This window comes from Alcanivorax sp. P2S70 (assembly GCF_000475295.1).
GTDB lineage: Bacteria > Pseudomonadota > Gammaproteobacteria > Pseudomonadales > Alcanivoracaceae > Alcanivorax > Alcanivorax profundi.
In genome coordinates this window covers 159,592-183,485 of record NZ_AXBZ01000034.1, presented here as the reverse complement: position 1 = coordinate 183,485, position 23,894 = coordinate 159,592, and the positions used below count along the sequence as shown (strand labels likewise).

Sequence of the window (23,894 nt, the reverse complement as noted above, 5' to 3'; positions counted from 1 at the left end):
ATGAATACGCCCCTGACAATTCTGTTTTTGTGCACCGGCAATTCCTGCCGATCCATTATTGGCGAAGCGCTGGCCGATCATCTGGGTCAAGGCCGGCTTCATGGCCTGAGCGCGGGTAGCATGCCCACTGGCACCGTTAATGAAAACGCGCTGGCTGTGTTGGCGCGCCACGGTGTCGAGGTGAATAACCCCAGCTCCAAGACCATGGATGCTCTGGAGGGTGAGCAGATTGATCTGGTGATTACCGTGTGTGATGCCGCCGCCGGGGAATCCTGCCCGGTGTGGCTGGGTGATACGCCCAAGGTGCATTGGGGGCTGGCAGACCCGGCCCACGTTACCGGTAGCGAAGACACCATTCGTGCTGCGTTCGAGACCACCTATAACGAACTGCACGCACGGATTGAAGCGCTGGCATCGCTGGACCTTGAGAGCATGAATGGGCTCGGTCTTGTCGCTTGTGCACAGAAAATCCACCGTGAGATGGGTAGCGAGTAATGCCGTTTTTTGAACGTTATCTGAGTCTCTGGGTGGCCCTGGCCATTGCGGCGGGGGTCGGGCTTGGGTTGGTCATGCCGGGTGCCTTCGAAGCCGTAGCCGGGTTTGAGTACGCCCATGTGAACCTGGCGGTAGCGGTCTTTATCTGGGTGATGGTCTACCCGATGATGATCCAGATTGATTTCACCGCCATCAAACAGGTCGGCAAGAACCCCCGGGGCCTGTTACTGACACTGGTGGTCAACTGGCTGATCAAGCCATTCACCATGGCTGCGCTGGGGTGGCTTTTTTTCAAGGTATTCTTCGCCGGCTGGGTAGACCCGCAAACCGCAACAGAATACATCGCCGGCATGATCTTGCTGGGCGTGGCGCCCTGTACGGCCATGGTGTTTGTGTGGAGCCAGCTTACCCGCGGGGATGCCAATTACACCCTGGTGCAGGTGTCCGTTAACGACATCATCATGGTCTTTGCGTTTGCACCGATTGCCGGTTTGTTGCTGGGCGTCAGTGACATCACGGTGCCGTGGGATACGTTGTTGCTGTCTGTGGTGTTGTATGTGTTATTGCCGCTGATTGCCGGTTTTGTTACCCGTCAGTGGCTTGGCAGCGATGAGCGGGTGGCGCAGTTTGTTCATGCGCTGAAACCGGTAAGCGTGATGGGCCTGTTGGCGACAGTGGTGCTGTTGTTTGGCTTCCAGGCCGAGACCATTTTGGCCAAACCCATGGCTATTGTGTTGATTGCCATTCCGTTGCTGATACAGACCTATGGCATTTTTGTTATTGCCTATTGGGCGGCAAAAAAACTGCGTCTCAAACATAACGTGGCAGGACCCGCTTGCCTCATTGGTACCAGCAACTTTTTCGAGTTGGCGGTGGCGGTAGCAATCAGTGTGTTCGGTCTGCATTCCGGCGCGGCTCTGGCCACGGTCGTGGGCGTGTTGGTAGAGGTTCCGGTGATGTTGTCACTGGTGGCGATTGTTAATCGTACTTCTCATTGGTTCGAGACAAGCAATTCATAGTGAATAGTTAACAGCGAAAAACCTGGATCAAGAAAGTCGTAATCATTTCTGATATTGGGTTTTCGTTGGATGGAAAGAAGAAATGAGTGATACCCCCAATCTTGATAACAACTGTTTCCGGGTTCCGACCGCGGATGCCGTGTTTCGCGACACGCCGTCGGCGCACAAACCTCGCATTTTGTTGCTGTATGGTTCGCTGCGTTCGCGGTCGTTTAGCCGGCTTGTGGTGATGGAGGCGGCCCGGATTCTGGAAGCCATGGGCGCGGAAACAGCCATCTTTCATGCCGATGGGTTGCCATTGCCCGACAGCGAAGAGGTCGATCACCCCAAGGTGAAAGAGCTGCGTGACCGGGTGACCTGGAGTGAGGGTATGGTGTGGTGTTCGCCGGAGCGTCACGGCGCCATGACCGGCATCATGAAAGCGCAGATCGACTGGATTCCTTTGTCGCTGGGGGCAGTGCGTCCCACTCAGGGAAAAACCCTGGCGGTGATGCAGGTGTGTGGCGGGTCGCAATCATTCAACACGGTAAACCAGTTGCGCGTGCTGGGTCGCTGGATGCGTATGGTGACGATACCCAATCAGTCATCGGTGCCGAAAGCCTTTCTGGAGTTCGACGACAACGATCGCATGAAACCCTCGGGGTTCTACGACCGTATTGTCGATGTGATGGAAGAGCTGGTGAAGTTCACCTACCTGACCCGCGACCGCAGCGACTATCTCGTGGACCGCTATTCCGAGCGCAAGGAAAGCGCGGAACAGCTTATGGCACGGGTGAATCAGCGAAGCATGTAGTCGCAAAAATCAGGGCACCGACGTGATGGGTGCCCTGCCTGCTTCAGTGCGGGTTGGCCGGGTACCATTGGTCCAGCCCCATCTCTACGGAGTGCTCCGCGCTGCCGAACCACACCTGACCATCCTGAATCATGGCCTGTAGCTGCATGCTGCGCTGGGTGCTCTCGGCGAGGGCGGCTTCACTGTCTGCGCTCACATGGATAACGCGCAGGTTATCGAACCGGGTAACCTTGTTCTTGATGCTGTCCCACCATACCTGCGGAGCACGGGGGCCATAGCAGTAGAGGGTGACCTGACGCGCCAGGCCGCAGGCTTTGCGAAGGCGTTTTTCGTCGGGCATGCCCAGTTCGATCCAGTGCTCCAGAGTGTCATCGGGGTTGCGTTGCCACAGATCCGGTTCATCGGTGCTCGACAGCCCTTTGGTGAAGGTCAGGTCTTCGTGGGCGCTGAGCGCAAACGCCATCAGGCGTAGCATCATCCGCGATTCGGTTTCCGAAGGGTGTAGCGCCACCGTCAGGTTATGGGTGGCGTAGTAGTCCCGGTCCATATCCGAGATGGTCAGCTCGGCTTTGTAGATGGTGGCAGTCAGGGCCATGGTTTCACTCGCAAACAGGGGTGCTGGCAATACGCACATACGCAAAGTTGGATTGTAGCAGGCCTGGGGGGCCGTCAGGTCACCAGCGCGAGAATACCGAAGCCGAAAAACAGGGCGGCGCTAATCCGGTGTGCGCGGCGCTCGAACTGTTTGCCACCAAACTGGTGGGCCAGCCAGATGACTGGCAGATTGGCGGCGATCATGCCCAGGGTCGAGCCACTGAGTACCGGCCAGAACTGGTCCTGGAACTGTACCGCCAGGGCAATCGTCGCCAGCTGGGTCTTGTCGCCGATCTCGGCAATGAAGAACAGCACGAGAGCGGTGAGGAAAGGCCCGTATTTCGGCTCTTCCTTGATCTCTTCATCGCCATCGGGAATCAGCATCCACAGGCCCAGGACCATAAAACTGATGCCGAGAATCCAGCGCATCCAGTCCATCGGGACGGTGTCCGCCAACCAGTCGCCAAACCAGACCGAGGCGCCGTGATTCAACAGGGTGGCGACGACTACGCCGGCCAGAATGGGCCAGGGCTTGCGGAATTTAAGGATCAGCGCCAGCGACAGTAGCTGAGTCTTGTCACCGATTTCGCCAAGGGCAACCAGCAACAGGGAACTGAACAGGGCTTCCATTGAGGCTATTCCAGAGGGGCGGGATTAACGTTGACATGAGACACCACCTGCCAATCCCGCCCCAGCGGAATGCAAGTCGTGTCTCAGGTCTCGTCAGTCCGCGTGGCCCGGAGGGCAGTGCGGGCGTGGACGCCATGCGCATGAGGCGCAACTATGTTGACGGCCACCTTGAGGCTTGTGCCGTGAAACGGCAGTGGAAAGCGATCGAGCGACTACTCCCCCAAGACGAAATAAACCATAGCGGAAATGTGGGTAAAGGGCCAGTACAATGGTGGGAACAGCTGCAAGCGACAAGGCGATCAGGTGGGATGTCTTGCTGCTTGCCCCAGCCATTTCCGCAGGAGCTCAATAGAGAGATTCCCATGAGCGAAGACCGCTTGATTGATATCGAAACCAAACTGGCCTACCAGGAAGACCTGATCGAATCCCTCAATCAGATCGTCAGTGATCAACAGAGCCAGATCCGTGAGCTGGAAACCGCATGTCGCAAGATGGTGGATCGATTGGTAGACCTGAGCGAGGCATTCGCTGCCACACAAGTGGAAGATGCGCCTCCACCACACTATTGATCTTCAGGCGGCGATATCCGTCAGGGAATCTTCAGCCTGATCTCGTTGTGCCATGTGCCTGCGGGAATGACCATGCGCCCAAAATCTTCTGATCCAAACCCGACCGTTCCAATCAGTGGATCACCTGCGGCGCCACCAAAATGTGCGGATTGGCCAATATCCAAATCGTTACTGATCGCCAGTTGCGGCAAGCCATCAGCGGTGTGCTGACCGGAAACCATTGACAGGCTGCCGTTGCGCCATGCGACTCGCCCGGACAGGGCGTCGATATAGAATCGGGATTGCGGGCTTGATACCTCGCCGACTCGAATATAGCTATTGTCCAAATCCAGCAGACCATTAAAGCCGATGGGTGCCGCTCCGGTGTTGGTGTCGACCGGTAGCGGGTTGAGTACAAACAGGAACTGATCGGTTTGCAAATTCACATCTATCAGTGAAACCCTGGTGAGGGCATCGTAGCTAAGGTCGCTCATATTGCCACCACCAAATAGTGCTCGAAAACGGTACTGAGCCAGATTATCTGTCTGTAACCACAGCCCACCGGGAAGTTGGGGGTAACGAGAATCACCATCGGTTACGCGCAAGAATAGGTCCCGTGCACGGTAAAAAATATCACCATTCATGAAGCCTACGCCGCGATGACTCTGGGTATCCACCAACATAAAATGGGTGTTGGTTTGCCAGCCGTCGCCTGCGGTTGAACGCACTGCCGGATCGCTGCTGTTGGCTCGACGCCAGGCATCAGGAGATTGCGCTATCAGGGTGATATCGGCACGAATTCCCGAGTCAGTGGTTACTACGCTGGCACCCGATGCGCGACCATAGGGATAGAGAAAAATATCGGCATCAAGCTTTCCGAAGGTAAAGGCGGCGCCCCAGTCAAGCGGCGTAACTGTCCCACCGGAAAGAGGATCTTCTACTTCAACGCGCGTGTTGTAGGCAAGTAATCGCGCATCACGCATCAATATCGCGAAAGCACTTTCGTTGCTACCGGGCAGGTCATTACTGTACCACTCCCCTCCAGTGGCCATGCAGGATGACTGGTCCAGCACCCCTGAAGTGGCAGCGCCGGCACACAAACCTGAGGGCCCGCTCCCTCCTTGCATCACATCGAATACAACGGGCAGGGCGAACATCGGCCCGGGTGCTGCACCAAGTCGTTGCCATTGGCTAAAGCGGGCCACGGTTCCGTTACCACCGGCCTCCCCCAGCGACAGGGCGAAGTCGCTGTCAAAATCCCAGGCGGTGTAAAGGCTAATGCCTTCTGAGCGACTACCGGTAACGCTGCCATCAGTATCCTGAAAGGTATTGGGGCCGTTGACATAGGTGTTATAACCAACGCCCCCTGCTTGTAGATGCCATTGAGGGTTGACCAAGCCACCACGCCAGCCAAAACGCAGCAGGTTACTGCGACCACTTACATCAAAGTTGGTCGGCGAATTCTTGAACGCCAGGTCAAAGCCGATATTTACATCGGCATAGGGGGCTTGCAGAAGCAGGCCCCGGGAATCAATGCCAACGCGTCCAAGTCCGGCGGATTGTCCATTGGCCGCGCCGGTACTGAAACGGGTATCAAGTTGCAGGTTGGCAAAGCTGAGTTCCGGACTGCCAGCAGGCCCCTGGCGATATATCACGTCACCGTTAAGTGAAAAATCCAGCGAAGCAAGATTATCCTCAAGATTAAAGGGGCCACCTCGATTACTGAGCGAAAATTGCCCGGCTGACAATAATGCAAGACTGCCAAGTGAGCGGTCACTGGCATCGTCATTGGCGGTGTGCAGAGAGAGGGATCCAAGGGTCAATTGCTGGTTTGACCATTGTCCGGAAAGGCTCAAGTAGGGCTGCCCGGAGCCATCACTGCCAGCGTCCAGGTGCCATTGCTGCTGAAGGTTGCCACCGTGCCCCTCCAGAACAATATCCTTAACCAGGGTGCAGGCATGCTGACCATTCAGTCCGCCGGTGCAGGCACCGTTATTCAACGAATTATCATCGGTAATCCACTTGAGGGTATCGAGACGCAGTGGAGCTTGACTGCTTAGTGTCACTGATACGCCATCTGCGCCGTTAATAGATGACAGTGCGTCATCGCTCATGGCCTGCAGTGCAAGAGCGTATGGTGTGAAAAAGAGTAAAGGGATCCATAACGGGCCTGGTCGATTCATAATCGCCTCCTTAGCAGAACACCGCGCTGCCGTAACAATTGGATACCCTTGGCAAATCGATCTTGGGATTATCAATCAAAAGTTGTCCTTCAGGACCGAGCAGGCTAACCGCCGTGCCCAGGTCCACGTAGCCCACATCAATACGGTTAGGCGGATTGATGTTCAGAATTTTTGCCCCGGGAGCGTTCAGCCACCAACCCGTATTGGCAGTAGGGGCATAGGCACTTGAGCAACGGCCATTAGCAGGAATCTGCCCATACGCAGGATTGCAGGCATCAAAAGCCTGGTTATTGGGTGGTGGTGCCTTGCTGTAATTTGGCCACGCAACCCGTTCGCGTTGCATGGAAAGGAAAAAGTTTTCTGTATCTGGTGTGAGCAGGTAATGCACCTGGCGCATGTCAATGCGAAGTTGCCCATAGCCCTCATCAATGATCAGATTGGCTACACCTTGCGCGGGAAGACAGACCGCGAAATTCCAGAAATTACAGTTCAGATCGATAGCGTCGACCGTGAGTTTGGCGGCCGCCACGTGCAGGGTTTGCAGACGTGTACCACTGGCATCGACAAAGAACGGTGTTGAGTTGGCGTTACAGCCATACTGGGCTGGATTCATACGACCAAAACAGGTGTTGAGGTCAGCATCAAAAAAATTCAGCAGGTTTGCTCTCGCACGAATCGCGGCAGAAAGCTCCAGCGACAGAAATCCAGACACACTATTAATGCCGGAATGACAGTTGACTACACCCTGACCTGTGGTGGCAGAGGGGTTGCATGCGCCACCATGCTCCTGATTGATCAGGTTGCTTTCCAGCCCCGGCCCGATGAAGCCTTCTGAAGGTTTTCCCGAGCCGGTATAATCACGACCAATTGACAGTGCACCATTAATACGCTGGCCGCCTATCTTGATACCGGCAACTTCACGCAATGTGGCGGTGCTGTCGTTTTTTATTGCCAGCTCTACATAAGGACGGATCAGTTCAAAGGCGCTTTCCGGACCGTCCAGGGATGGAAAATCCCCGTCGTTATTCACTCCCATAAAGCTCAGGTAATCAATATCAATGTCGCAAGGGGCTGACGTCGTCAGCAAATCGTTTACCCCGCCACAGCCAAGCTGGAATTTTGCAATATTGGCATTCAGGTTGAGTTTGACGTCCAGACCCATGCGATAGAAATCGAAGTTGGCGGAACCATCGCTGGGGGCATTGGCCAACGCATTGGGACCGATGTGATCAGACAGGAAAAGGCTGCCATCCTGTGCCAGTACTTGTGACAGTGCGTCATCTTCCATGGGTACCAGTTGCGCATGTACGGTTGCAGACAGGCAGGCGAATCCCAGCAGCGACAGTGCGCGCCACATACCCTTGCCGCTATGGGATTTAGAATCCGAAAACATAGGAGACACCCTCAAAACGCATGTTGGCCGGAGCATTCAATGCCCTGCTGTCTGTGGCCCGAAATCCCAACACACTGCCGGAGGCGGCATCGCGCATATAACCCGGGATGGCATTAACGGTGTCGTCGTATTCGAGGGCAACGCGACCGATGTTGGTGAACAGGTTAAGATCGTTGTAGGCGCCAACAGCTTTGTTGAATGGGTAATAGGTTCGTAGTGCGAGCATGCCGCCAGGATTGCAGTTGTCGATCAGGCATTCGCCAGCTACAGATTCGAAACGCTCAGGATCAAGATAGGGCGTATTGATCGTTGGCAAGGGGGCGCTGTCAATTCGCAGGTCATTGATCTGCAGTTCGCCATAATAATCCTTGAGCATGAGCCAGATTCCTTCGCGATCTGAAAACTCAAACCCCATTCGGCACGGGTTGAGCCCGCCGTTGTTACAACCAATCGGATTGCCTTGTGCGTTGACGTTGTTACGCAGTAGCAGGGTCAGTTGAACACCCTCGCCAGCCTGACCGGCGATGAGTGCCATTTCGTTATCGGCAAGTGGAGCAAGAGAGTCACCGTAGGCACCAGGAAACATCAGCAGAAGAAGCAGACCATAGCGTTGCATCAGCACACCCCCGGTCGGCAGCTTTCCATGTAGAACTGGTTGATTAGTAGCCCTTCAATACGAGCAGAACCCAGACTTACCCGATCGGTGGTGTAGTAAAGATTATTGTTGCCGGGCCCGCTGCTGACCGGTCCTTCTGTTGGCGTAAAGCACGCGCCGGGGCTGTTGGGATCGCAGCGGTAATTCTGGGTGCGCTGCATGCTGGAATTTTCGCCACGCTTGTCGATGCGGACCGGGCGTTTGGCGAACGCATTAAAGGTGCTGCCATTGCGAGCCTGAAACACGATGCCGTCGTCGCTGGCATTCACAGTTTCACGTGTGCCAAGGGCATTCCAGCCTGCCATGGCCGGATACCAGTCACCGTAGCGGACATAGCCATGTGATAAGCGGTAGTTCTGGCAGGCGCTGTCACTTTCGCCGCAGGCCTGTTGCCAATCCCGTGTCGCTGTTCGTGCTGTTTCGAAGCCGCGAACATCGCCGCTGTCGAGACCGTAGAATCGGTTGTAGACCGCTGGATTATCAGGAACAGGGGTGAGTTCAAGGTAGAAGTCACCGTTGTTGCCAACCGGCCCCAGCACCAATGCCTGATAGTAGACCTGGCCGAAAGGGAGAAAGGCATCCACATTACGAAAGAAAAGGCCTTCATCCGGATCGAACGTTGGTGCTTCCCCAATCTGGTCGGTGGCGTTGTCAGCAGCCTGAGCAACGCTGAAACGGAAATCCCCTTGAAGGTAGCTGTGATAAAACATACCGAAGGTTTCATTGCCCGGTTCGGTATGTTGGAAAAGGCGGAAAATACTGCCGGCGGCATTACCGCGTATCAGTGTCTGGCTTTTCAGTAGTCCGCCGCCGCTGGGATTATTTGCCCCCTGTCCCATTTGCAAGGCCTGGGTGGCGGTATCGCGAGTGGCCCCTGCTTCAATCTCGCCCCAGAATGAAAAGGTGTAATCCGGCTGACGGGTAGGGGCCAGAAACTCGTAAATGGTTTTGTCAGGATTGGATGAGTCCTGGTTGATCAGGCTGCCGTCCCAGGCCATGCCTTGGGGTGACCATGAGCGCATTACGTACGGGTTGTCGAAGGGAGAGAACCAGGCAATCTGGCCGCCACGGGGACATGCTGCCGTGGAGGCATCGCAGCTGCTTTCATTCCAGTGACTGCCACCCGCCCCGGTTCCCGAAATATTAACCCCGTACCAGCGCAGGTCGCCGCGTCGCCAGCACCCTACGTTGCCACTGCTGTTACCCGCTGCGGTACAGGCTCCGGCTGGAGTGATTCCTGTTTGTTCGAAGTAGCTGGTAGGGGCCATGGCATAGCGGAACTGGTCCAGTGCCACGGCAATGCCCGCGCCGTGAGCTGCCGACATTTCCGTCTCATTGAGAGGTTGCAAGTGTGCCTGCGCTGTTCCCAGGGTGAACAGTAACAAGCCGCTTATTATTATTCTGGACATGCTCGGCTCCGCACGGAGGCGTAATGAACGAAACGCCAATGGTGCGCCCTGTGGCGATAAGAAACGCAGTGGTAAAAGTTGTCAGGAAGGGGACAAATCGCGTCGCCGGGTGCCAGTATTCGCATCAGGGAAGACATATCCTGACACTCACGCGGCAAATGCAGCCATGCCGTGGGGGCGCTTGTGTCCGTGACCTAGACTGCGCCTGTCTCCACTCGCATTGAGTGGCCTGAATAAAAACAAGACAGGTAGTGTGATGATCCGGTTGTCTCTGACATTGATGTCGCTGTTGTTGTTCTTGCCGGGGTGTCAGCGACTTCCTCCCGCGAGCCCGGCGCCTGAATTTTATCTTGCCTATCCCGGTGTGCAGGAAACCCGACTTCTGCAAACTGCAGATGGGCTACAGCTTTATGGCCAGTGGTGGGCGCCTGAGCAGCAAGCACCGCGGGCCGTGATTTTGTTGCTGCATGGCACGGCGGCGCATACTGGCGTGTATGCCCCATGGGCGAACCATCTGGTGGAACACGGTTATGCGATGTTCGCCTATGACATGCGCGGCTGGGGGCAATCGCAGGGGTTTGGCCGTGCAGGCTTCAGCCGTGATGCCGAGGTGTATGTAGAGGATCTGGCCTTGGCATTTGAAGAAGTGGCACGCCGGTATCCCGGGGTGCCTGTGTACCTGCAGGGAGAATCGTTGGGGGCTGCCATTGCATTGCAATGGGATATTCGCGGAGATCAGAGGGGGCATGGTTTGATTCTGAATGCCCCGCCAGTGGTTGTGAACCTGAAGGTGGGCCCCTGGAGACAACCGGATTGGCTGTCCAATGCCATGACCTGGAATGCGGGCTTGGTTGGCCGCATGGCTCCCAATGCTGCGGTATTCAGTATGGCGGGCCGGCGCGGGCAATGGATGTGGAACAAGGCGATCTTTGATCCGTGGGCGAGGTCCTGGGTTGCCAGCGAAGTGAACATGACGCACTCGGCAATCGCTGCCAGCTACGTGACGCACTTGCAAAAGATGACAGCCGAAATTCGTGCCAATCTGGATCGTATTGATAAGCCCATGATTGTTTTGCAGGGAGCAGAGGATTATCTCGTGTCGCCAAAAGCGGCGCGGCGGTTAGTCGAGGAAAGCGCGTCTAGCGACTCGCGTTGGCATCTTTATGAAGACGGCTCCCATTGTGTGTTGCACGATGGACAAAAAAAACAGGTCTGGAATGACATTATTGTTTGGCTGGATGAACGCCTGGATCAGCAAGCAAAAGAATCGTCACCTTTCGTGATTACCCGCTTTGCGCATCATCAGCCTTGAGGTGAAACTTCCAATGAAAGACATTACGGTATTGGGCATTGTCATGATGCTGCTTGCGGGATGTTCGGGTTCGGTGCGACAAGGGCCTGTGGTGGAGCAAGAGATTCCGCCAGCGATGCTGGCGCGGGCTCAGTCATTGGGGTTGCCGTTGTCATCGCAAGCGATGCCTCGGTTGGCCAATGCGCTTGCTCAGGCGCAACAGTATTGCCAGCTGGATGAGCGGGAACTGAAGGTGGAAGTGCGGCAGCAATCACGTGGGGGCGATAGCATTCCTGTGGTGAAAGTGGATTGCGAATAACCGTTAGCCGTGTTCGCGGTATTGCGATGGAGTCATGCCTCTCCACTGCTGGAAGCGTCGCTGAAAGGAGCGACTGCTGGAGAACCCTAGCCGTTGGCTGATTTCGGCCACGGTCATTCCTGTTACCTTCAAATAGTCACAGGCCAGTTGTTCGCGAGTCTCGTCGAGCAACTGTTGCCATGACAACTCCTGTTCGGCCATGCGTCTGTCGAGGGTTCGAAGACCAATGTTGAGGCGGTCGGCTACGGTCTTGCGCCGTGGCAGGCCCGATAACATGAGGTCGCGAGCCAGCCATCGTACCTGCCCAACAAAGGACTGTTGTTGCTCTACGGCAGCCAGCTGTTCCCGCGCGAGTGCTTCTGCCTGTACCTGGCGTTGGTCATTAAACACATTGATGGGTTAATCCAGCGTGTGGCTGTCCAGCTCTACCTGGTTGCTGCCAGCAGAAAAGATCACCGGGCAGCCGGTGAGAGCCTCAAACGTTTCGCGTTCCTCGTCATTGATGGCTGGGTGCTCCAGCATCATGTTCAGTGGGGCCAGCGCAGGTTGTCCGGTAATAAAACGTACCATGGCCGTGCCCAGCAGCATCAGGTTGGTCATGAGATGACGGCGTAGTACGGGGTGGCGGGTCACCATGGAGGCGGTCAGCAACATGTTGCCATTGGGGCGTTCTTCCACATGGAAGCCGCCGGAGTTGCCACCAATCAAGGCCTGATATTTGGTCGTGAAGTGAAGCGCTTCGCGCAGGCTGGTGGCGCTGAAGGCCAAAGACGTCAGCGTGTTGAATATGGCAGGCATCATTTGCTGGCCAATGTGCATGCCCAGCAGTTCGTCCTGGCTGACCAACAGCAGCTCCTGAACAAACGTTTCCAGTTGGGCTGTGGGTACCCGGGCCATGGGCTGCAGTGCGCTGCCGGGATCAAGCCGGGCGCGACGCAGAACATCTTCGACCGGCAAACCCAAACGCTGTGCGCCATAGTACAAGTGGGCAAGACCGACACCGGAAACGAAATGTTCCGTGTCGCAGGCGAAGGCGTCGCTGGTTGATGGCAAAGGGTTCATGACATCATTTTGCAATAAACCGGTGTCCGGTCACAGCCTGCGAATACCGTTCGACGGAAATTCTGACAGCAGGGGAGATTTCTCCGGGGGATCGATGTTGCGGCGAGGCTGGGCGGACAAGGAGGTTATCCTTGTCCGGTGGAACCGCAGAGGCTATTCGGTATCTTCCAGGCTCAATCCGCGGGTGGCGACATCCAGGCTTGAGGCATCAGTCTCGTTGCCGAGTTTGATCATCAGGCGCAGATCGTTTGGCGAATCGGCGTGGAGCATGGCGTCTTCGTAGGTGATTTCCCCGGCGGAGTAGAGGTCGTACAAGGCCTGGTCGAAGGTCTGCATGCCCTGTTCGCGGGATTTGCTCATCAGCTCCTTGAGCATGTGCACTTCACCCTTGCGGATATGGTCCTGCACCAGCGGCGTGCCGAGCAGAACTTCAATGGCCGCGCGGCGACCCTTGCCGTCCGGGGTGGGGATCAGCTGCTGGGCGACAATGCCTTTCATGTTCAGGGACAGGTCCATCCACAGCTGGTCGTGCATATCGGCGGGGAAGAAGTGAATGATCCGGTCCAGCGCCTGGTTGGCGTTGTTGGCGTGCAGGGTGGCCAGACACAGGTGACCGGTTTCGGCGAAGGCGATGGCCTTGTCCATGGTTTCCCGGGTGCGGATCTCACCAATCAGAATCACATCAGGCGCCTGACGCAGGGTATTCTTCAACGCCACTTCAAAGCTGTCGGTGTCGATGCCCACTTCGCGCTGGGTCACGATGCAGCCCTGATGCTGGTGAATGAATTCGATGGGGTCCTCGATGGTGATGATGTGACCCTTGGAATTCTTGTTGCGGTGGCCAATCATGGACGCCAGCGAGGTGGATTTACCGGTACCGGTGGCACCCACGAAAATCACCAGGCCACGCTTTGTCATGGCCAGTTCCTTGATCACCGGCGGTAAGCGCAGGTCATCCACATTGGGGATCTTGGTTTCAATACGCCGCAGCACCATGCCGACCAGGTTGCGCTGGTAAAAGGCCGAGACCCGGAAACGGCCAATGCCGCGGGCGGAGATGGCGAAGTTACACTCGTGGTGTTCAACGAAATCCTTGCGTTGTTTTTCGGTCATCACGCCGAACACGATATCCCGGGTCATGTCCGGGGTCAGGGCGTTTTTGGTCACCGGCAGAATCTTGCCGTGGACTTTCATGCTGGGGGGCACACCGGCGGTAATGAACAGGTCGGAACCGCCTTTCTGGACCATCAGTTTGAGGAGCTCTTCGAATTCCATGGTGACATCTCCTCGTTAGATCGAGTCCGGGCTCTTGGCTTTTTCGCGGGCCACTTCCCGGGCCACCAGGCCCTTCTGCACCAGCCCCTGCAGGCACTGATCCAGGGTTTGCATGCCCAGGGCGCCACCGGTCTGAATGGCGGAATACATCTGCGCGACCTTGTCTTCACGGATCAGGTTACGGATTGCGGGGGTGCCGATCATGATTTCGTGGGCGGCTACCCGACCACCGCCGTTCTTTTTCATCAGGGTTTGTGACACTACCGCCTGCAGGGATTCGGACAGCATGGAGCGCACCATGGCCTTTTCTTCGGCGGGGAAAACGTCAACAACCCGGTCAATGGTCTTGGCGGCTGAGGTGGTGTGCAGGGTGCCGAACACCAGGTGCCCGGTTTCCGCCGCGGTGAGTGCCAGGCGGATGGTTTCCAGATCCCGCATTTCCCCTACCAGAATGATGTCCGGGTCTTCCCGCAGGGCCGAGCGCAGGGCTTCGGCGAAGCCCAGGGTGTCACGGTGCACTTCCCGCTGGTTCACCAGGCATTTCTTGGATTCGTGTACGAATTCGATGGGGTCCTCGATGGTGAGGATGTGCTCGTAACGGGTGTTGTTGATGTAGTCGAGCATGGCCGCCAGCGTGGTGGACTTGCCGGAGCCGGTGGGGCCGGTGACCAGCACAATGCCACGGGGGAACTCGGAGACCTTCTGGAAGACCTTGCCCATTCCCAGGTCTTCCATGGTCAGTACCTTGGACGGAATGGTCCGGAATACCGCACCGGCCCCCCGGTTGTGGTTAAAGGCGTTGACCCGGAAACGGGCTACACCGGGGACTTCGAAGGAAAAATCGGTTTCGAAGAATTCCTCGAAGTCCTTACGCTGCTTGTCATTCATGATGTCGTAGATCAGCGCGTGGACTTCCTTGTGCTCCATGGCGGGAAGGTTGATGCGACGTACGTCGCCGTCAACACGGATCATGGGGGGCAGACCTGCGGACAGGTGGAGGTCAGACGCGCCGTTCTTGGCGCTGAAAGCGAGCAGCTCGGTAATATCCATGGTGTCTTCTGGCGTTATTGTGCGTTATGGAAAAGGGCATGGAGAGCCCGGTTCCGTTATTATTCACCGACCGTCGGCGCACCGACGGCATCAGAAAATCGTCCTAATCGCCCTAAAGTAACCTGACCTTTTCAGGCGTTCAAGGAACTGCACCGGGAATTCGCTTTCGGCGGGAAAGCGGCGCCGCGCAGCCACACCGACAGATCAGCAGGTAAAACCGCCCATGTCCGAGACAGCCAGCCCCCTGAATACCCTCCGCCAGTCCATTGCTGCCGCCTGCCATCAGGCCAGTCGTGACCCGGAAACGGTCACCCTGCTGGCGGTCAGCAAGACCCGCAGTGCCGATGAAGTGGCGGCGTTGGCGGATCAGGGGCAGCATCATTTCGGTGAAAACTACCTCCAGGAGGCACTCGACAAGATGGATGCCCTGGCGGAGCGAGGGTTGGTATGGCACTTCATCGGCCCGATACAGTCCAACAAAACGCGTGACATCGCCGCCCGGTTTGACTGGGTGCACTCCGTGGACCGGCTCAAGGTGGCGCGCCGTTTGAGCGAGCAGCGCCCGCAGACGCTGCCCCCTCTGCAGGTGTGTATACAGGTCAATGTGGACGACGAAGCCAGCAAAAGCGGGGTGCCCCTGGAGGGCGTGGCCGAGCTCGCGAAGGCTATTGTGGACCTGCCGAACCTTACGCTGCGCGGCCTGATGGCGATTCCCCGGGCGGACAGTGATGACCACAACCGGGCGGCTTTCCGACAGCTCGCCATGACACTGTCACAATTGCGCAATACAATGCCGGCCCTCGACACGCTCTCCATGGGCATGAGTGCGGATTTCGGGGTGGCCATTGAAGAAGGCGCTACCCTGGTTCGCCTGGGTACGGCCCTGTTCGGTCCCCGCCCGGCCCGCTAGTTTCGGCGTGTCGCTTGCGCGACAACTACAGGACAACGCAGTTATGGCACAGCAACTGATCGGTTTTATCGGTGCCGGCAACATGGCAACCAGCCTGGCCGGTGGCATGGTGGCGAAAGGAATTCGCCCGGCCCGAATCTGGATGAGCGACCCCTCAAAGGATCGTCTGGACGAAGTGGCCCAGCTGCATCGGGTACACGTGAGCGCCGACAACCGGGATGTGCTTAGCCGTGTGGATGTGCTGGTGCTGGCTGTGAAACCGCAGATGATGCAGGAGGTGTGTGAGAACCTGCGTGATCTGATCGCTGATCGCCAGCCGCTGGTGATCTCCATCGCTGCCGGTATCACCGTGGCCAACCTGAAAAGCTGGCTAGGCGAGACCCCGGTGGTGCGTTCCATGCCCAACACGCCCTCACTGGTGCAGGCGGGCGCCACCGGACTGTTTGCGGCGGCGGGTGTCAGCGACGAACAAAAGGCCATGGCCAAGGAAATCCTCGGCTCTGTGGGCCTGACGTTCTGGTTTGCCGAAGAGAAAGAGCTGGATGCGGTGACGGCCGTCTCCGGGTCTGGGCCGGCCTATTTCTTCCTGCTGATGGAATCGCTGATCGAAGCGGCCAAAGCCCAGGGGCTGGATGCTGCCACCGCTCGCCAGATGGTGCTGCAGACTGCCTGGGGAGCCGCTCAGCTGGCCATTACCAGCGAAGTCGGTCCGGATGTGCTGCGCCAGCAGGTCACCAGCCCTGGTGGCACCACCGCCGCCGCCCTCAACGTGTTCGAAGAAGCCGGCTTCCGCGAACAGGTCCAGGCGGCAGTTGCGGCAGCGCGGGAACGGTCGGAAGAGCTGGCGGGATAAAGCAGTCACGAGTAACGAGTTGCGAGAAGCGAACCCCCAAACCGGCTCTGCTTTTCGAAACTCGTTACTTGCTTCTCGCTACTGATTTTTGTCCACCCTTTGAAATCTGCCCCCCTTGCCCCAAACTCTACCCCCTGTTGCGACCAACGGAGTGATCCATGAACCCCCAGGGTGCCCTGATTTACCTGCTGGACTTTGCCTTCAGCGCCTACATTTTCATTGTGCTGACCCGGTTCGTGCTGCAATTGGCCCGGGCTGACTTTTACAACCCTATTTCCCAGTTCGTACTCAAGGCCACCAATCCCTTGCTGAAGCCTCTGCGGCGCGTTGTCCCTGGTTATGGGGGCCTGGATGTGGCGTCACTGGTGCTGGTGGTAGTGCTGATCATCCTGAAAGCCATCACCATCCTGTCGATTCAGGTCGGTGGGTTCCCCTCGGGTATTGGCGGGCAGCTGATCCTGTATTCGCTGAGGGAGCTGGCCGCAGTCATTCTTAACTACATTTTCTGGGCGGTTCTGTTGCGGGTGATCCTCAGCTGGGTGGCCCCGGATCCCTACAACCCGGTGGTACGCATCGTGGTGCAAATCACCGAGCCGGTGATGGCGCCAGTCCGTAAATTGCTGCCGCCCATGGGTGGGTTTGATCTCAGCCCGCTGGTGGTGCTGTTGGGGATCCAGTTGCTGCAGATCCTGTTCAAACTTCACTGAGATATGGGTGATGTGACTCAAAAAGGCGCCGTTGGCGCCTTTTTTGTTTCGGCGGCCCAAATTTGAGGATCAGTGATATGCATTTATTGTCTTTCTGCTTTTTACTTGCGCTCAATTCGGTGGGATAAAGAACAATAGCGATGAGCAAAAAAATGAAGGGAGAGGCGTGTGATGGATGACCGCCGCGATTTCAGTGTTAGCAGCTTGCGGGAGCTGCACCGGCTGGCATTGGAGGATTATCAGGATCTGCCCAGCCTCTATCAGTCCTATCTGCGCACGGGGTGTGAGTTGCTGGGGGTGTCAGTGGGTATCGTCAGCCGTATCCAGGATCAGCAGTATACCGTGCTGGCTGTGGAAGACGAGGCGCGTACCATACAGGTGGGGGATGTCTTTACATTGGGCGATACCTACTGCTCGACAGTGATCAAGAAACAAGGCTCTGTTGCCTTGCATCACGTGGGTGCCCTGGAAGAAATGCGCAGCCACCCGGTTTATCAGGGGATGGCGCTGGAATCTTATATTGCTGCGCCGATACAGGTCGCGGGCCAGGTATTCGGCACCCTCAATTTTAGCGACTCGGCCATCCGCGCTTACCCTTTCACCATTGAAGAAATCGAGTTTCTCGAGCTCATGGCCCAGGCGATTGGCCAGGCGGTAGAGCGTGACAATCTGCGCCGTCAACGGGAGAAAGCGATTGTCGAGATGGAACACAGCGTGGCGCTATTTGAGGGGGCCTTTCGTTTTGCAGCCATCGGTATGGCCATTGTCTCGCCTGAAGGACGGTGGCTGCGAGTGAACAAGGCTTTGTGCAAGCTGGTCGGTTACAGCGAGGAGGCCTTGCTGGAGATTGACTTCCAGACCATCACGCACCCCGAAGATCTGGACACGGACATGGAGTTCGTCAATGCGCTACTGCAAGGCAAGAAAAACAGCTACTGGATGAAAAAACGCTATTTCCACAAAGAGGGGCATATTGTCTGGGTGTTACTGGCGGTATCTATTGTGCGGAATCGGGATGGTTCACCCCGGTACTTCCTGTCACAGATCGAAGACATTACTGCCCAGGTGCGGGCAGAAACGGAATTGAAAGAGCAGCGCGATGAGCTGGCCCAGCTCAATCAGGAGCTGGCAGACCTGGCGCGCACAGACCCACTGACCGGGTTAAACAATCGCATGGTATTGATGGAGTTTCTGCGCCAGGCCCATAGCGCCAGTTTGCGCTCCTGTGAGCCTTTGTCAGCGGTGTTCATGGACGTGGATTATTTCAAGGAATTTAACGATGAATATGGTCATCGTGAGGGCGATGTGGCGCTCCAGGCGGTGGCAGAAGCGCTGCAGGGGGTGACCCGTGGCAGTGATATGCTGGCCCGTTATGGGGGCGAAGAATTTGTGGCCCTGTTGCCGGGGGCAGGGATAAACCAGGCCCGCGCTGTGGCAGACCGTTTTCGCACCGCCGTTTCCGATATTAATGATCTGCCTCGCGAGATACACCTGAGTGTGGGCGTTGCAACCCTGGTGCCGGAGACCGGGACAGAACCCCCGGATGCGGACGACCTGCTTGGAGCAGCCGATCAGGCGCTCTATGCCGCCAAGGAGCAGGGGCGTAACTGTGTTCGTGCAGTGGCGCTGTAGCAGGGCGCGCAGGTAAACGGCCTGTATGGGATTGTAAGTTCCAAAAAGGAACCTAGAATGGAGTCCATCATTTCAAGAGGATTCCACCATGAACCCTGCGTCCATGACCGGCCTGCAAATCATGCAGGCTTTCGCGGCGGGCAAGATTCCCCGCGCCCCGATTTCCGAAACGATCCCCATGGATCCCGACACGGTAGAAGAAGGCCGAGTGGTGTTCATTGCCACCGCAGATGAGCGGCACACCAACCCGCTTGGCGGGGTGCATGGCGGTTTTGCCGCCACCGTTCTGGATTCGGTGACCGGCTGTGCCACGCATACCGTGCTTGGCGCTGGTGAGAGTTACGGCACCACCGACCTGAACATCAAAATGTGCCGTCCGGTTCCGTTCAACACTCCACTGAAAGCCGAAGGCAAAGTCATCAATCGGGGTCGTAACCTGGTGATATCGGAAGGCCGCATTGTCGATGACGAAGGGAAACTCTACGCCCATGCCACCTGCACCTGCATGATCATCGCGCCGCGCTAAGCGTTCGTCCCCTTCACCGCACCCCCCTGTTCAGGGGGGTCACGCTTCACCGGCAGCACCGTAGGATGTGACCAACTTCTCATGGCAGGGAAGTTGGTCATGGCAAAGGATGTGTTGGTCGTGTACCTGGCCGGCAAGGATGCCCGTTCTGCCAGTCGTACACATGACTTTCCATTTTCTCCCCTCCCGCTTTGCCGGGATTTCTGACCAGCTTTTCTCACCGTGAACACCTGATTCCGTTGTCAGGATTGGATGCATACCGCTGGGTCGATGGCCTGAACTTGCGTCATGAATCCGTATGCTGCCAACAGGGAAAAAATCAAAAAAATCCACGGGGAAAACCAATGAAAATGACATTTGGGAACAAGGCTGTTCCAGCCATGGCGCTAACCGTACTGGTGTCCGGTTGTGCAACCACCGCAAGCGAAGCACCGACCTATGATGCCAAGGGTTCTGCCGCCAGCCAGGCGGACACCTTTATTGCAGCGGAAAACGAAAAGTACATGGAAGGGGTCGACAAGATCGGGGTGTTGTCCTGCAACGTCATGTTTGGTGTCAACAGTGCAGCGTCTGCCTCAACCAGCGGCGGCTTCCGTTCCGATGCCACCCGCGCCACGGGTACAACCCGCCGTTCCGATGTCAAAGTGACCGTAACGTATGCGGCCAAAGGGGTAGAAGAAGCCGAGATGCAACGTCTTGCCAACCAGGCCTGTGATAACGCTGAGCAGCAGCTGGCCAAAGCGGGGTTTGAGGTGGTGCCGCATCAGACCCTGAAGGCGAACCCTCATTACCAGGCCATGCATGCTGAAGGCCGGGAAAGCCCCTTTGAGTACAAGGGAACAGGGGGCACACGTTATCTGGTGATGGGCCGTGAGGGAGAGACTATTTCTGATCCTCGTTACATCGGCACGGCAAGCGGTTTTGGCCAAGCGTTCAAGGCTGCAGCGGGCAGTTCTGCCCAACAACATGAAGGTCGCCTGATCAAGGATCTTGGACTCACTGGTGTGAACATCAATATCCTGATCGACTTTGCCAAGCTGGAGTCGGATGGCCATAAAACTTTTGCCGGGCTTTCCAACAAGGACTCCGCCAAGGTGGATGCCACGATTCAGCTAACCGCTCGTGGAGATGTTCGCTTCCAGCCGGTGGCACAGCAAAAATGCTGGAGTCGTTTTGGCAAGGAAGAGTGCATGATCAAGACAACCCATATGCCGGTATTCAGCACCAGCAATGCGCTGGCTACGCCCAACGCGTTCTACAGCAGCATCGAGAATGTCACGACCACAACGGACAAGCTTACTTCTGGTCTCAGCAAGGGACTGGGTTTGTTGAGTGCCATGAGTGGAACGTCCAATTCCACAGCCAGAGACATTACCCGCTACCAGGTTAATCTGATTCCTGCGTCCTATGACGCAGAAACACAGACTCTGGCCCAAGGGCTGGTTGGCATGGTTGCCGTGAAAGCGGCCTCCTCGCGCTGAAGGCGAAGCGATAAAAAGGGCCGCATTGCGGCCCTTTTTTTCGCCGTGGTATCAGACCATGGTGCTGGAGAGAGGAACTTCCAGCCTGACCTGCCAGCGACCCTGAACCTTGCGGTATTGGCAGTCTCCTCCCAGTTTGCGAGCCCGGCTGTCCATGATTTTCAGACCCCGTACCGGACCCTCGGGATGATCTGCGTTCACGCCGTCATTCTCGATTATCAGTGTTAAAACCGAGCCGCGTTGTTCAACGGTGACAGACAAGACGGTGGTTGAAGCATGTTTGAGGGCATTGGTCACCGCTTCACGCAGCATCCGGGTTAGCTCACTGAACTCGCTGGCGCCTAAAACCGTTGTACTGGCGCGGGCTTGCCAAACCAGTTCTGCGCCATGATCTTTGCAGCGCTGCAGGGTTTCTTCCTGCCACTGGAGGGTCGCGGCTTCCAGGGAGAGTGATTCTCCTTCCATGTCCTTGAGAAGATCCCGCAAGTCGTGAATGGCTTCGCGAACCAGGGGTTTGGTGGTGTCGGAGGAACGGTGCAGTAACTGCAGCAGTTTGGCGCCGAGGTCATCGTGCATATCCCTGCGTATGCGAAGCCGCTCCTCTCTGACTCCCTTGGCGTGTGCAATCCTGGCTTCAGTCACCAGCTGGTGCAGTGACAATACCAGGCTGGCTACTTGTGTATCCTGTCGATTGAAAATGCGCCCGCCTTGTTGGGCGTGCTGCAGCTTCCAGGTACGTTGCTCCAGGGGTTCAGGCACAATCAGGGTTTGTCCCTTATCAGGAATGTGAATGTGACTATCCATCATGGGTTGCACGTCAATCGCAAGGGGCTGGAATACCGCGTTCAACGCTTGCTTCATGCCGGCATTGGCCTGGGTATCCTGTTGGGCTTTGAGCATGGCGGGCAAAGCCTGTGCCAACCACTCATCCAGTTCCTGCCGATGGCGAAGGAACATTTTTTTCCACAGATACTGGCGTAACGGGAAGTACAACCAGCCAATCAGGGCGACGGACAGGGTCAGCGTGACCGGCCCGGAGAGGCTGAGCATCATGGCCAGCAGCAGATCCGTGAGCATGATAAAGAGGCCGCCCAACAACCAGGACCATAACGAAAACCACCACGGCTCCAGTGCGAAAAGGCGATGCCTTACCACGCCTAATGCCATGCCCAGATACATCAGCAGGAAAGTGGTAAAAAGCAAACCCTGAGAAGCCGGTTGAGCGACCTGGAGCATGGCAGGAAGAATCATGCCGCCGGCGAAAAAGGCGGTGCCCGCAACAATGGAAATGACGACCCAGCGTAACGCGGATCGGTCGCCCTGCTGTTGTCGCGTTTGCCGCCACTGCCAGACTGAACCTAATAACCCCGCCAGAAAGATCCCCATCACCCAGGAATGAAAACCGTCAACCGGGCTTGCAACCCATTGTCCTTGATCAATAACGATGGCCACGGCAAACGTGAGGTAAAACCCTGCGGTAAGCCAGCGATACGGGAAGCGGCGCGGGTAGTTCCACAGGAAAGCGGCGAGCGATGCGGAAAACAGCAAGGCGCCAAAATGATTCAGACCGGACAGCCAGGTAAACAGTGAGCCGGAAATAAAAAAATCACGGGTGCTGTAGATTGCCGCGGCCGAAGAGAACAAGACGTAACTCAGCCCTGTTACCGCGAATGAATGGATGGAAAGCTCGCGCTTGGCGGGTACCCAGACAAGTATACAAATCACCATTCCGGCTAGCCCGCAGACCAGCTGTAACCAGAAAAGGCCGGGAAGCTGGGTCAGCTGGCGTTGCTTTGACTGCACGGGGTAGTGGTTGTCGGCGTCATCTACCAGCAGCAACGTGCCCTCGGTAAGCCATTGGGACAGTTTGCTATGTGTGTCGAAAAAACGATTGAGATCGCTGTAGTAAGGCAGCACATCCGGCTCTTCCAGTAGCAGGGTGGGCGTGGCGGGAAGGGTGGATTGGCCATTACTGAACGCAACCACCGTCACTTTTCCTGAATCCGGAAGGTGGGCGACAAGTTGTTCGTTATTCTGTTGAAAAACCATGTTGCTGGAGGGCAGGGTCAGCGCGATGGCGATGGCCGTCAGGCCATAAAGCGCGACAAGGAAAAGCCCGGTGATAATTCGTGTTTTCAGCGAAAGCATGCATGTTCCCTGTGTGCAAAGACATTGTCCCACCCCCGCTTTCGGGGGGTTGATCCTTGGGGTTGTCAGCGATTACTACTAGCGTTCTTCGAACAATCTGTTTTTGGCATGTTGAAGAATATATGATTTGTGTGTGTTGAATCACATTTTATGTTTATCGCGAGTTTGGAGCACAAGCATGGATGCAATCAGGCAGGTATTGATTGTTGAGGATCTGCCAGATGTGGCTCAATGGCTGCGCGATCAGGTAATGAATTTACTGTCACCTGAGCGCATAGAGCAGGCCAGCACGCTGTTGCAAGCCCAGGAAAAAATTCGCGAGCAGGCCTATGATCTGGCGCTGATTGATTTGGGGCTGCCTGACGGAAGCGGGGTGGAATTAATTCGCCCTTTCAAGGAAGCCAACCGTGAAGCCATGTGTGTCGTGACCACCATCTTCGACGATGCCGAGCATCTTTTTGGCTCTTTGCGGTCTGGTGCTGATGGCTACTTGTTAAAAGATGATACTGAAGCAGAATTCAGTGACCAGCTTTCGGGAATTCTTGCCGGGCGTCCTCCGCTATCGGCGTCTATCGCCCGACGGCTTCTTGAGCAGTTTCATCCTGTTTTCGGTGAAAAGGAAGTTACGCTGACACCAAGGGAAAAAGAAATCCTGACCTTGATCGCCAAGGGATTGAGCGTGAAGCATGCAGCCCAGAAGCTGGGTATCTCCCACTATACGGCGGCCGGTTACATGAAAGACGTCTACGCCAAGCTGCAGGTCAATACCCGTGCGGAAGCGACCCTGAAAGCGATCCATATGGGGCTGGTGAATCCCTCCTGAACGAGCCCCCCGTGCTTACCGGTTTCCTCCCCCCTGTTTAAGGGGTGCTGAAATTTCCCCACCACTCCTATGCTGCCAGTATCCATTTTAATCAGGCA

At 56.5% G+C, this 23,894-nt stretch carries 24 protein-coding genes; 13 read left to right on the top strand and 11 right to left on the bottom strand.

What is annotated here, in order from left to right:
- The 3 genes from Q672_RS28100 (at nt 1) to arsH (ending at nt 2,307) form a co-directional block, all read left to right on the top strand.
- Entirely contained in the window at nt 1–495 is a 495-nt protein-coding gene (locus Q672_RS28100; protein ID WP_022985840.1) for an arsenate reductase ArsC, read from the top strand.
- Complete coding sequence (arsB, locus tag Q672_RS28095) at nt 495–1,514, top strand: ACR3 family arsenite efflux transporter (RefSeq protein WP_022985839.1); 1,020 nt, start codon at nt 495–497, stop codon at nt 1,512–1,514. The genes Q672_RS28100 and arsB overlap by 1 nt, the downstream gene beginning before the upstream one ends.
- Nucleotides 1,515–1,596: 82 nt before the next feature.
- Nucleotides 1,597–2,307, top strand: coding sequence for an arsenical resistance protein ArsH (gene arsH, locus Q672_RS28090; protein ID WP_022985838.1), 711 nt, complete (start codon nt 1,597–1,599; stop codon nt 2,305–2,307).
- A gap of 43 nt (nt 2,308–2,350) precedes the next feature.
- Here the strand turns inward: arsH and Q672_RS28085 are convergent, their stop codons facing one another.
- A complete protein-coding gene (locus Q672_RS28085; RefSeq protein WP_031226643.1) occupies nt 2,351–2,902 on the bottom strand; it encodes a YaeQ family protein in 552 nt (183 codons plus the stop codon).
- 74 nt (nt 2,903–2,976) lie between these two features.
- On the bottom strand, nt 2,977–3,531 hold the full coding sequence (locus Q672_RS28080) for a TMEM165/GDT1 family protein (RefSeq protein WP_022985836.1): 555 nt from the start codon (nt 3,529–3,531) through the stop codon (nt 2,977–2,979).
- Nucleotides 3,532–3,893: 362 nt separating this feature from the next.
- Here Q672_RS28080 and Q672_RS28075 point away from each other — a divergent pair, with 362 nt between their 5' ends.
- On the top strand, nt 3,894–4,100 hold the full coding sequence (locus Q672_RS28075) for a SlyX family protein (protein WP_022985835.1): 207 nt from the start codon (nt 3,894–3,896) through the stop codon (nt 4,098–4,100).
- 20 nt (nt 4,101–4,120) lie between these two features.
- Here Q672_RS28075 and Q672_RS28070 read toward each other — a convergent pair whose 3' ends face one another.
- Genes Q672_RS28070 through Q672_RS28055 form a run of 4 tightly spaced genes read right to left on the bottom strand, consistent with a single transcriptional unit; the run spans nt 4,121 to nt 9,635 of the window.
- On the bottom strand, nt 4,121–6,262 hold the full coding sequence (locus tag Q672_RS28070; RefSeq protein WP_022985834.1) for a hypothetical protein: 2,142 nt from the start codon (nt 6,260–6,262) through the stop codon (nt 4,121–4,123).
- 10 nt (nt 6,263–6,272) lie between these two features.
- Nucleotides 6,273–7,655, bottom strand: a complete 1,383-nt coding sequence (locus Q672_RS28065) for a hypothetical protein (protein WP_147393896.1) — start codon at nt 7,653–7,655, stop codon at nt 6,273–6,275.
- Nucleotides 7,639–8,271, bottom strand: coding sequence for a hypothetical protein (locus Q672_RS28060; RefSeq protein WP_022985832.1), 633 nt, complete (start codon nt 8,269–8,271; stop codon nt 7,639–7,641). Before Q672_RS28060 ends, Q672_RS28065 begins: the two co-directional genes overlap by 17 nt.
- On the bottom strand, nt 8,271–9,635 hold the full coding sequence (locus Q672_RS28055) for a hypothetical protein (protein WP_022985831.1): 1,365 nt from the start codon (nt 9,633–9,635) through the stop codon (nt 8,271–8,273). The genes Q672_RS28060 and Q672_RS28055 overlap by 1 nt, the downstream gene beginning before the upstream one ends.
- Before the next feature lie 340 nt (nt 9,636–9,975).
- Here Q672_RS28055 and Q672_RS28050 point away from each other — a divergent pair, with 340 nt between their 5' ends.
- Entirely contained in the window at nt 9,976–11,031 is a 1,056-nt protein-coding gene (locus tag Q672_RS28050; RefSeq protein ID WP_022985830.1) for an alpha/beta fold hydrolase, read from the top strand.
- A gap of 13 nt (nt 11,032–11,044) precedes the next feature.
- Nucleotides 11,045–11,329 carry a hypothetical protein gene (locus Q672_RS28045; protein WP_022985829.1) on the top strand — a complete coding sequence of 95 codons (285 nt, stop codon included), beginning with the start codon at nt 11,045–11,047 and terminating at the stop codon, nt 11,327–11,329.
- A gap of 3 nt (nt 11,330–11,332) precedes the next feature.
- On the opposite strand, the gene Q672_RS28040 is transcribed toward Q672_RS28045, so the two are convergent.
- The 4 genes from Q672_RS28040 to Q672_RS28025 all read right to left on the bottom strand — a co-directional run bounded on the left by Q672_RS28040 (nt 11,333) and on the right by Q672_RS28025 (nt 14,716).
- Nucleotides 11,333–11,719: a helix-turn-helix transcriptional regulator gene (locus tag Q672_RS28040; RefSeq protein WP_022985828.1), complete on the bottom strand. Its 387-nt coding sequence runs from the start codon at nt 11,717–11,719 to the stop codon at nt 11,333–11,335.
- Nucleotides 11,720–11,728: 9 nt separating this feature from the next.
- Nucleotides 11,729–12,391 (bottom strand): AraC family transcriptional regulator ligand-binding domain-containing protein, encoded by a 663-nt coding sequence (locus Q672_RS28035; protein WP_022985827.1) that lies wholly within the window; start codon nt 12,389–12,391, stop codon nt 11,729–11,731.
- 153 nt (nt 12,392–12,544) lie between these two features.
- Complete coding sequence (locus Q672_RS28030; protein WP_022985826.1) at nt 12,545–13,666, bottom strand: PilT/PilU family type 4a pilus ATPase; 1,122 nt, start codon at nt 13,664–13,666, stop codon at nt 12,545–12,547.
- A gap of 15 nt (nt 13,667–13,681) precedes the next feature.
- Nucleotides 13,682–14,716: a type IV pilus twitching motility protein PilT gene (locus tag Q672_RS28025; protein WP_022985825.1), complete on the bottom strand. Its 1,035-nt coding sequence runs from the start codon at nt 14,714–14,716 to the stop codon at nt 13,682–13,684.
- 223 nt (nt 14,717–14,939) lie between these two features.
- Here Q672_RS28025 and Q672_RS28020 point away from each other — a divergent pair, with 223 nt between their 5' ends.
- The 6 genes from Q672_RS28020 (at nt 14,940) to Q672_RS27995 (ending at nt 20,825) form a co-directional block, all read left to right on the top strand.
- Nucleotides 14,940–15,626, top strand: a complete 687-nt coding sequence (locus Q672_RS28020) for a YggS family pyridoxal phosphate-dependent enzyme (protein WP_022985824.1) — start codon at nt 14,940–14,942, stop codon at nt 15,624–15,626.
- 43 nt (nt 15,627–15,669) lie between these two features.
- Nucleotides 15,670–16,479 (top strand): pyrroline-5-carboxylate reductase, encoded by an 810-nt coding sequence (proC, locus tag Q672_RS28015; protein ID WP_022985823.1) that lies wholly within the window; start codon nt 15,670–15,672, stop codon nt 16,477–16,479.
- Between the two features lie 158 nt (nt 16,480–16,637).
- Nucleotides 16,638–17,186 carry a YggT family protein gene (locus Q672_RS28010; RefSeq protein ID WP_022985822.1) on the top strand — a complete coding sequence of 183 codons (549 nt, stop codon included), beginning with the start codon at nt 16,638–16,640 and terminating at the stop codon, nt 17,184–17,186.
- A 171-nt stretch (nt 17,187–17,357) separates the two neighbouring features.
- Nucleotides 17,358–18,818 (top strand): sensor domain-containing diguanylate cyclase, encoded by a 1,461-nt coding sequence (locus Q672_RS28005; RefSeq protein WP_022985821.1) that lies wholly within the window; start codon nt 17,358–17,360, stop codon nt 18,816–18,818.
- Nucleotides 18,819–18,906: 88 nt separating this feature from the next.
- Nucleotides 18,907–19,344: a PaaI family thioesterase gene (locus Q672_RS28000; RefSeq protein WP_022985820.1), complete on the top strand. Its 438-nt coding sequence runs from the start codon at nt 18,907–18,909 to the stop codon at nt 19,342–19,344.
- A gap of 344 nt (nt 19,345–19,688) precedes the next feature.
- On the top strand, nt 19,689–20,825 hold the full coding sequence (locus Q672_RS27995) for a hypothetical protein (RefSeq protein ID WP_022985818.1): 1,137 nt from the start codon (nt 19,689–19,691) through the stop codon (nt 20,823–20,825).
- Nucleotides 20,826–20,876: 51 nt separating this feature from the next.
- Here Q672_RS27995 and Q672_RS27990 read toward each other — a convergent pair whose 3' ends face one another.
- On the bottom strand, nt 20,877–22,973 hold the full coding sequence (locus Q672_RS27990) for an ATP-binding protein (RefSeq protein ID WP_022985817.1): 2,097 nt from the start codon (nt 22,971–22,973) through the stop codon (nt 20,877–20,879).
- Between the two features lie 178 nt (nt 22,974–23,151).
- On the opposite strand from Q672_RS27990, the gene Q672_RS27985 reads away from it, so the two are divergent.
- Nucleotides 23,152–23,796: a response regulator gene (locus tag Q672_RS27985; protein ID WP_022985816.1), complete on the top strand. Its 645-nt coding sequence runs from the start codon at nt 23,152–23,154 to the stop codon at nt 23,794–23,796.
- Nucleotides 23,797–23,894 lie beyond the last annotated feature (98 nt).

What these genes read in the sequence shown, in the direction of transcription:
- Q672_RS28070 (WP_022985834.1), bottom strand. Translation starts at nt 6,262, where the DNA reads ATGAATCGACCAGGCCCGTTATGGATCCCTTTACTCTTTTTCACACCA.
- arsB (WP_022985839.1), top strand. Translation starts at nt 495, where the DNA reads ATGCCGTTTTTTGAACGTTATCTGAGTCTCTGGGTGGCCCTGGCCATT.
- Q672_RS28010 (WP_022985822.1), top strand. Translation starts at nt 16,638, where the DNA reads ATGAACCCCCAGGGTGCCCTGATTTACCTGCTGGACTTTGCCTTCAGC.
- Q672_RS28085 (WP_031226643.1), bottom strand. Translation starts at nt 2,902, where the DNA reads ATGGCCCTGACTGCCACCATCTACAAAGCCGAGCTGACCATCTCGGAT.
- Q672_RS28025 (WP_022985825.1), bottom strand. Translation starts at nt 14,716, where the DNA reads ATGGATATTACCGAGCTGCTCGCTTTCAGCGCCAAGAACGGCGCGTCT.
- proC (WP_022985823.1), top strand. Translation starts at nt 15,670, where the DNA reads ATGGCACAGCAACTGATCGGTTTTATCGGTGCCGGCAACATGGCAACC.
- Q672_RS28055 (WP_022985831.1), bottom strand. Translation starts at nt 9,635, where the DNA reads ATGTCGGCAGCTCACGGCGCGGGCATTGCCGTGGCACTGGACCAGTTC.
- arsH (WP_022985838.1), top strand. Translation starts at nt 1,597, where the DNA reads ATGAGTGATACCCCCAATCTTGATAACAACTGTTTCCGGGTTCCGACC.
- Q672_RS28075 (WP_022985835.1), top strand. Translation starts at nt 3,894, where the DNA reads ATGAGCGAAGACCGCTTGATTGATATCGAAACCAAACTGGCCTACCAG.
- Q672_RS28050 (WP_022985830.1), top strand. Translation starts at nt 9,976, where the DNA reads ATGATCCGGTTGTCTCTGACATTGATGTCGCTGTTGTTGTTCTTGCCG.
- Q672_RS28100 (WP_022985840.1), top strand. Translation starts at nt 1, where the DNA reads ATGAATACGCCCCTGACAATTCTGTTTTTGTGCACCGGCAATTCCTGC.
- Q672_RS28030 (WP_022985826.1), bottom strand. Translation starts at nt 13,666, where the DNA reads ATGGAATTCGAAGAGCTCCTCAAACTGATGGTCCAGAAAGGCGGTTCC.
- Q672_RS28035 (WP_022985827.1), bottom strand. Translation starts at nt 12,391, where the DNA reads ATGAACCCTTTGCCATCAACCAGCGACGCCTTCGCCTGCGACACGGAA.
- Q672_RS28020 (WP_022985824.1), top strand. Translation starts at nt 14,940, where the DNA reads ATGTCCGAGACAGCCAGCCCCCTGAATACCCTCCGCCAGTCCATTGCT.
- Q672_RS28060 (WP_022985832.1), bottom strand. Translation starts at nt 8,271, where the DNA reads ATGCAACGCTATGGTCTGCTTCTTCTGCTGATGTTTCCTGGTGCCTAC.
- Q672_RS28000 (WP_022985820.1), top strand. Translation starts at nt 18,907, where the DNA reads ATGAACCCTGCGTCCATGACCGGCCTGCAAATCATGCAGGCTTTCGCG.
- Q672_RS27990 (WP_022985817.1), bottom strand. Translation starts at nt 22,973, where the DNA reads ATGCTTTCGCTGAAAACACGAATTATCACCGGGCTTTTCCTTGTCGCG.
- Q672_RS28045 (WP_022985829.1), top strand. Translation starts at nt 11,045, where the DNA reads ATGAAAGACATTACGGTATTGGGCATTGTCATGATGCTGCTTGCGGGA.
- Q672_RS27995 (WP_022985818.1), top strand. Translation starts at nt 19,689, where the DNA reads ATGAAAATGACATTTGGGAACAAGGCTGTTCCAGCCATGGCGCTAACC.
- Q672_RS28005 (WP_022985821.1), top strand. Translation starts at nt 17,358, where the DNA reads ATGGATGACCGCCGCGATTTCAGTGTTAGCAGCTTGCGGGAGCTGCAC.
- Q672_RS28065 (WP_147393896.1), bottom strand. Translation starts at nt 7,655, where the DNA reads ATGTTTTCGGATTCTAAATCCCATAGCGGCAAGGGTATGTGGCGCGCA.
- Q672_RS28080 (WP_022985836.1), bottom strand. Translation starts at nt 3,531, where the DNA reads ATGGAAGCCCTGTTCAGTTCCCTGTTGCTGGTTGCCCTTGGCGAAATC.
- Q672_RS27985 (WP_022985816.1), top strand. Translation starts at nt 23,152, where the DNA reads ATGGATGCAATCAGGCAGGTATTGATTGTTGAGGATCTGCCAGATGTG.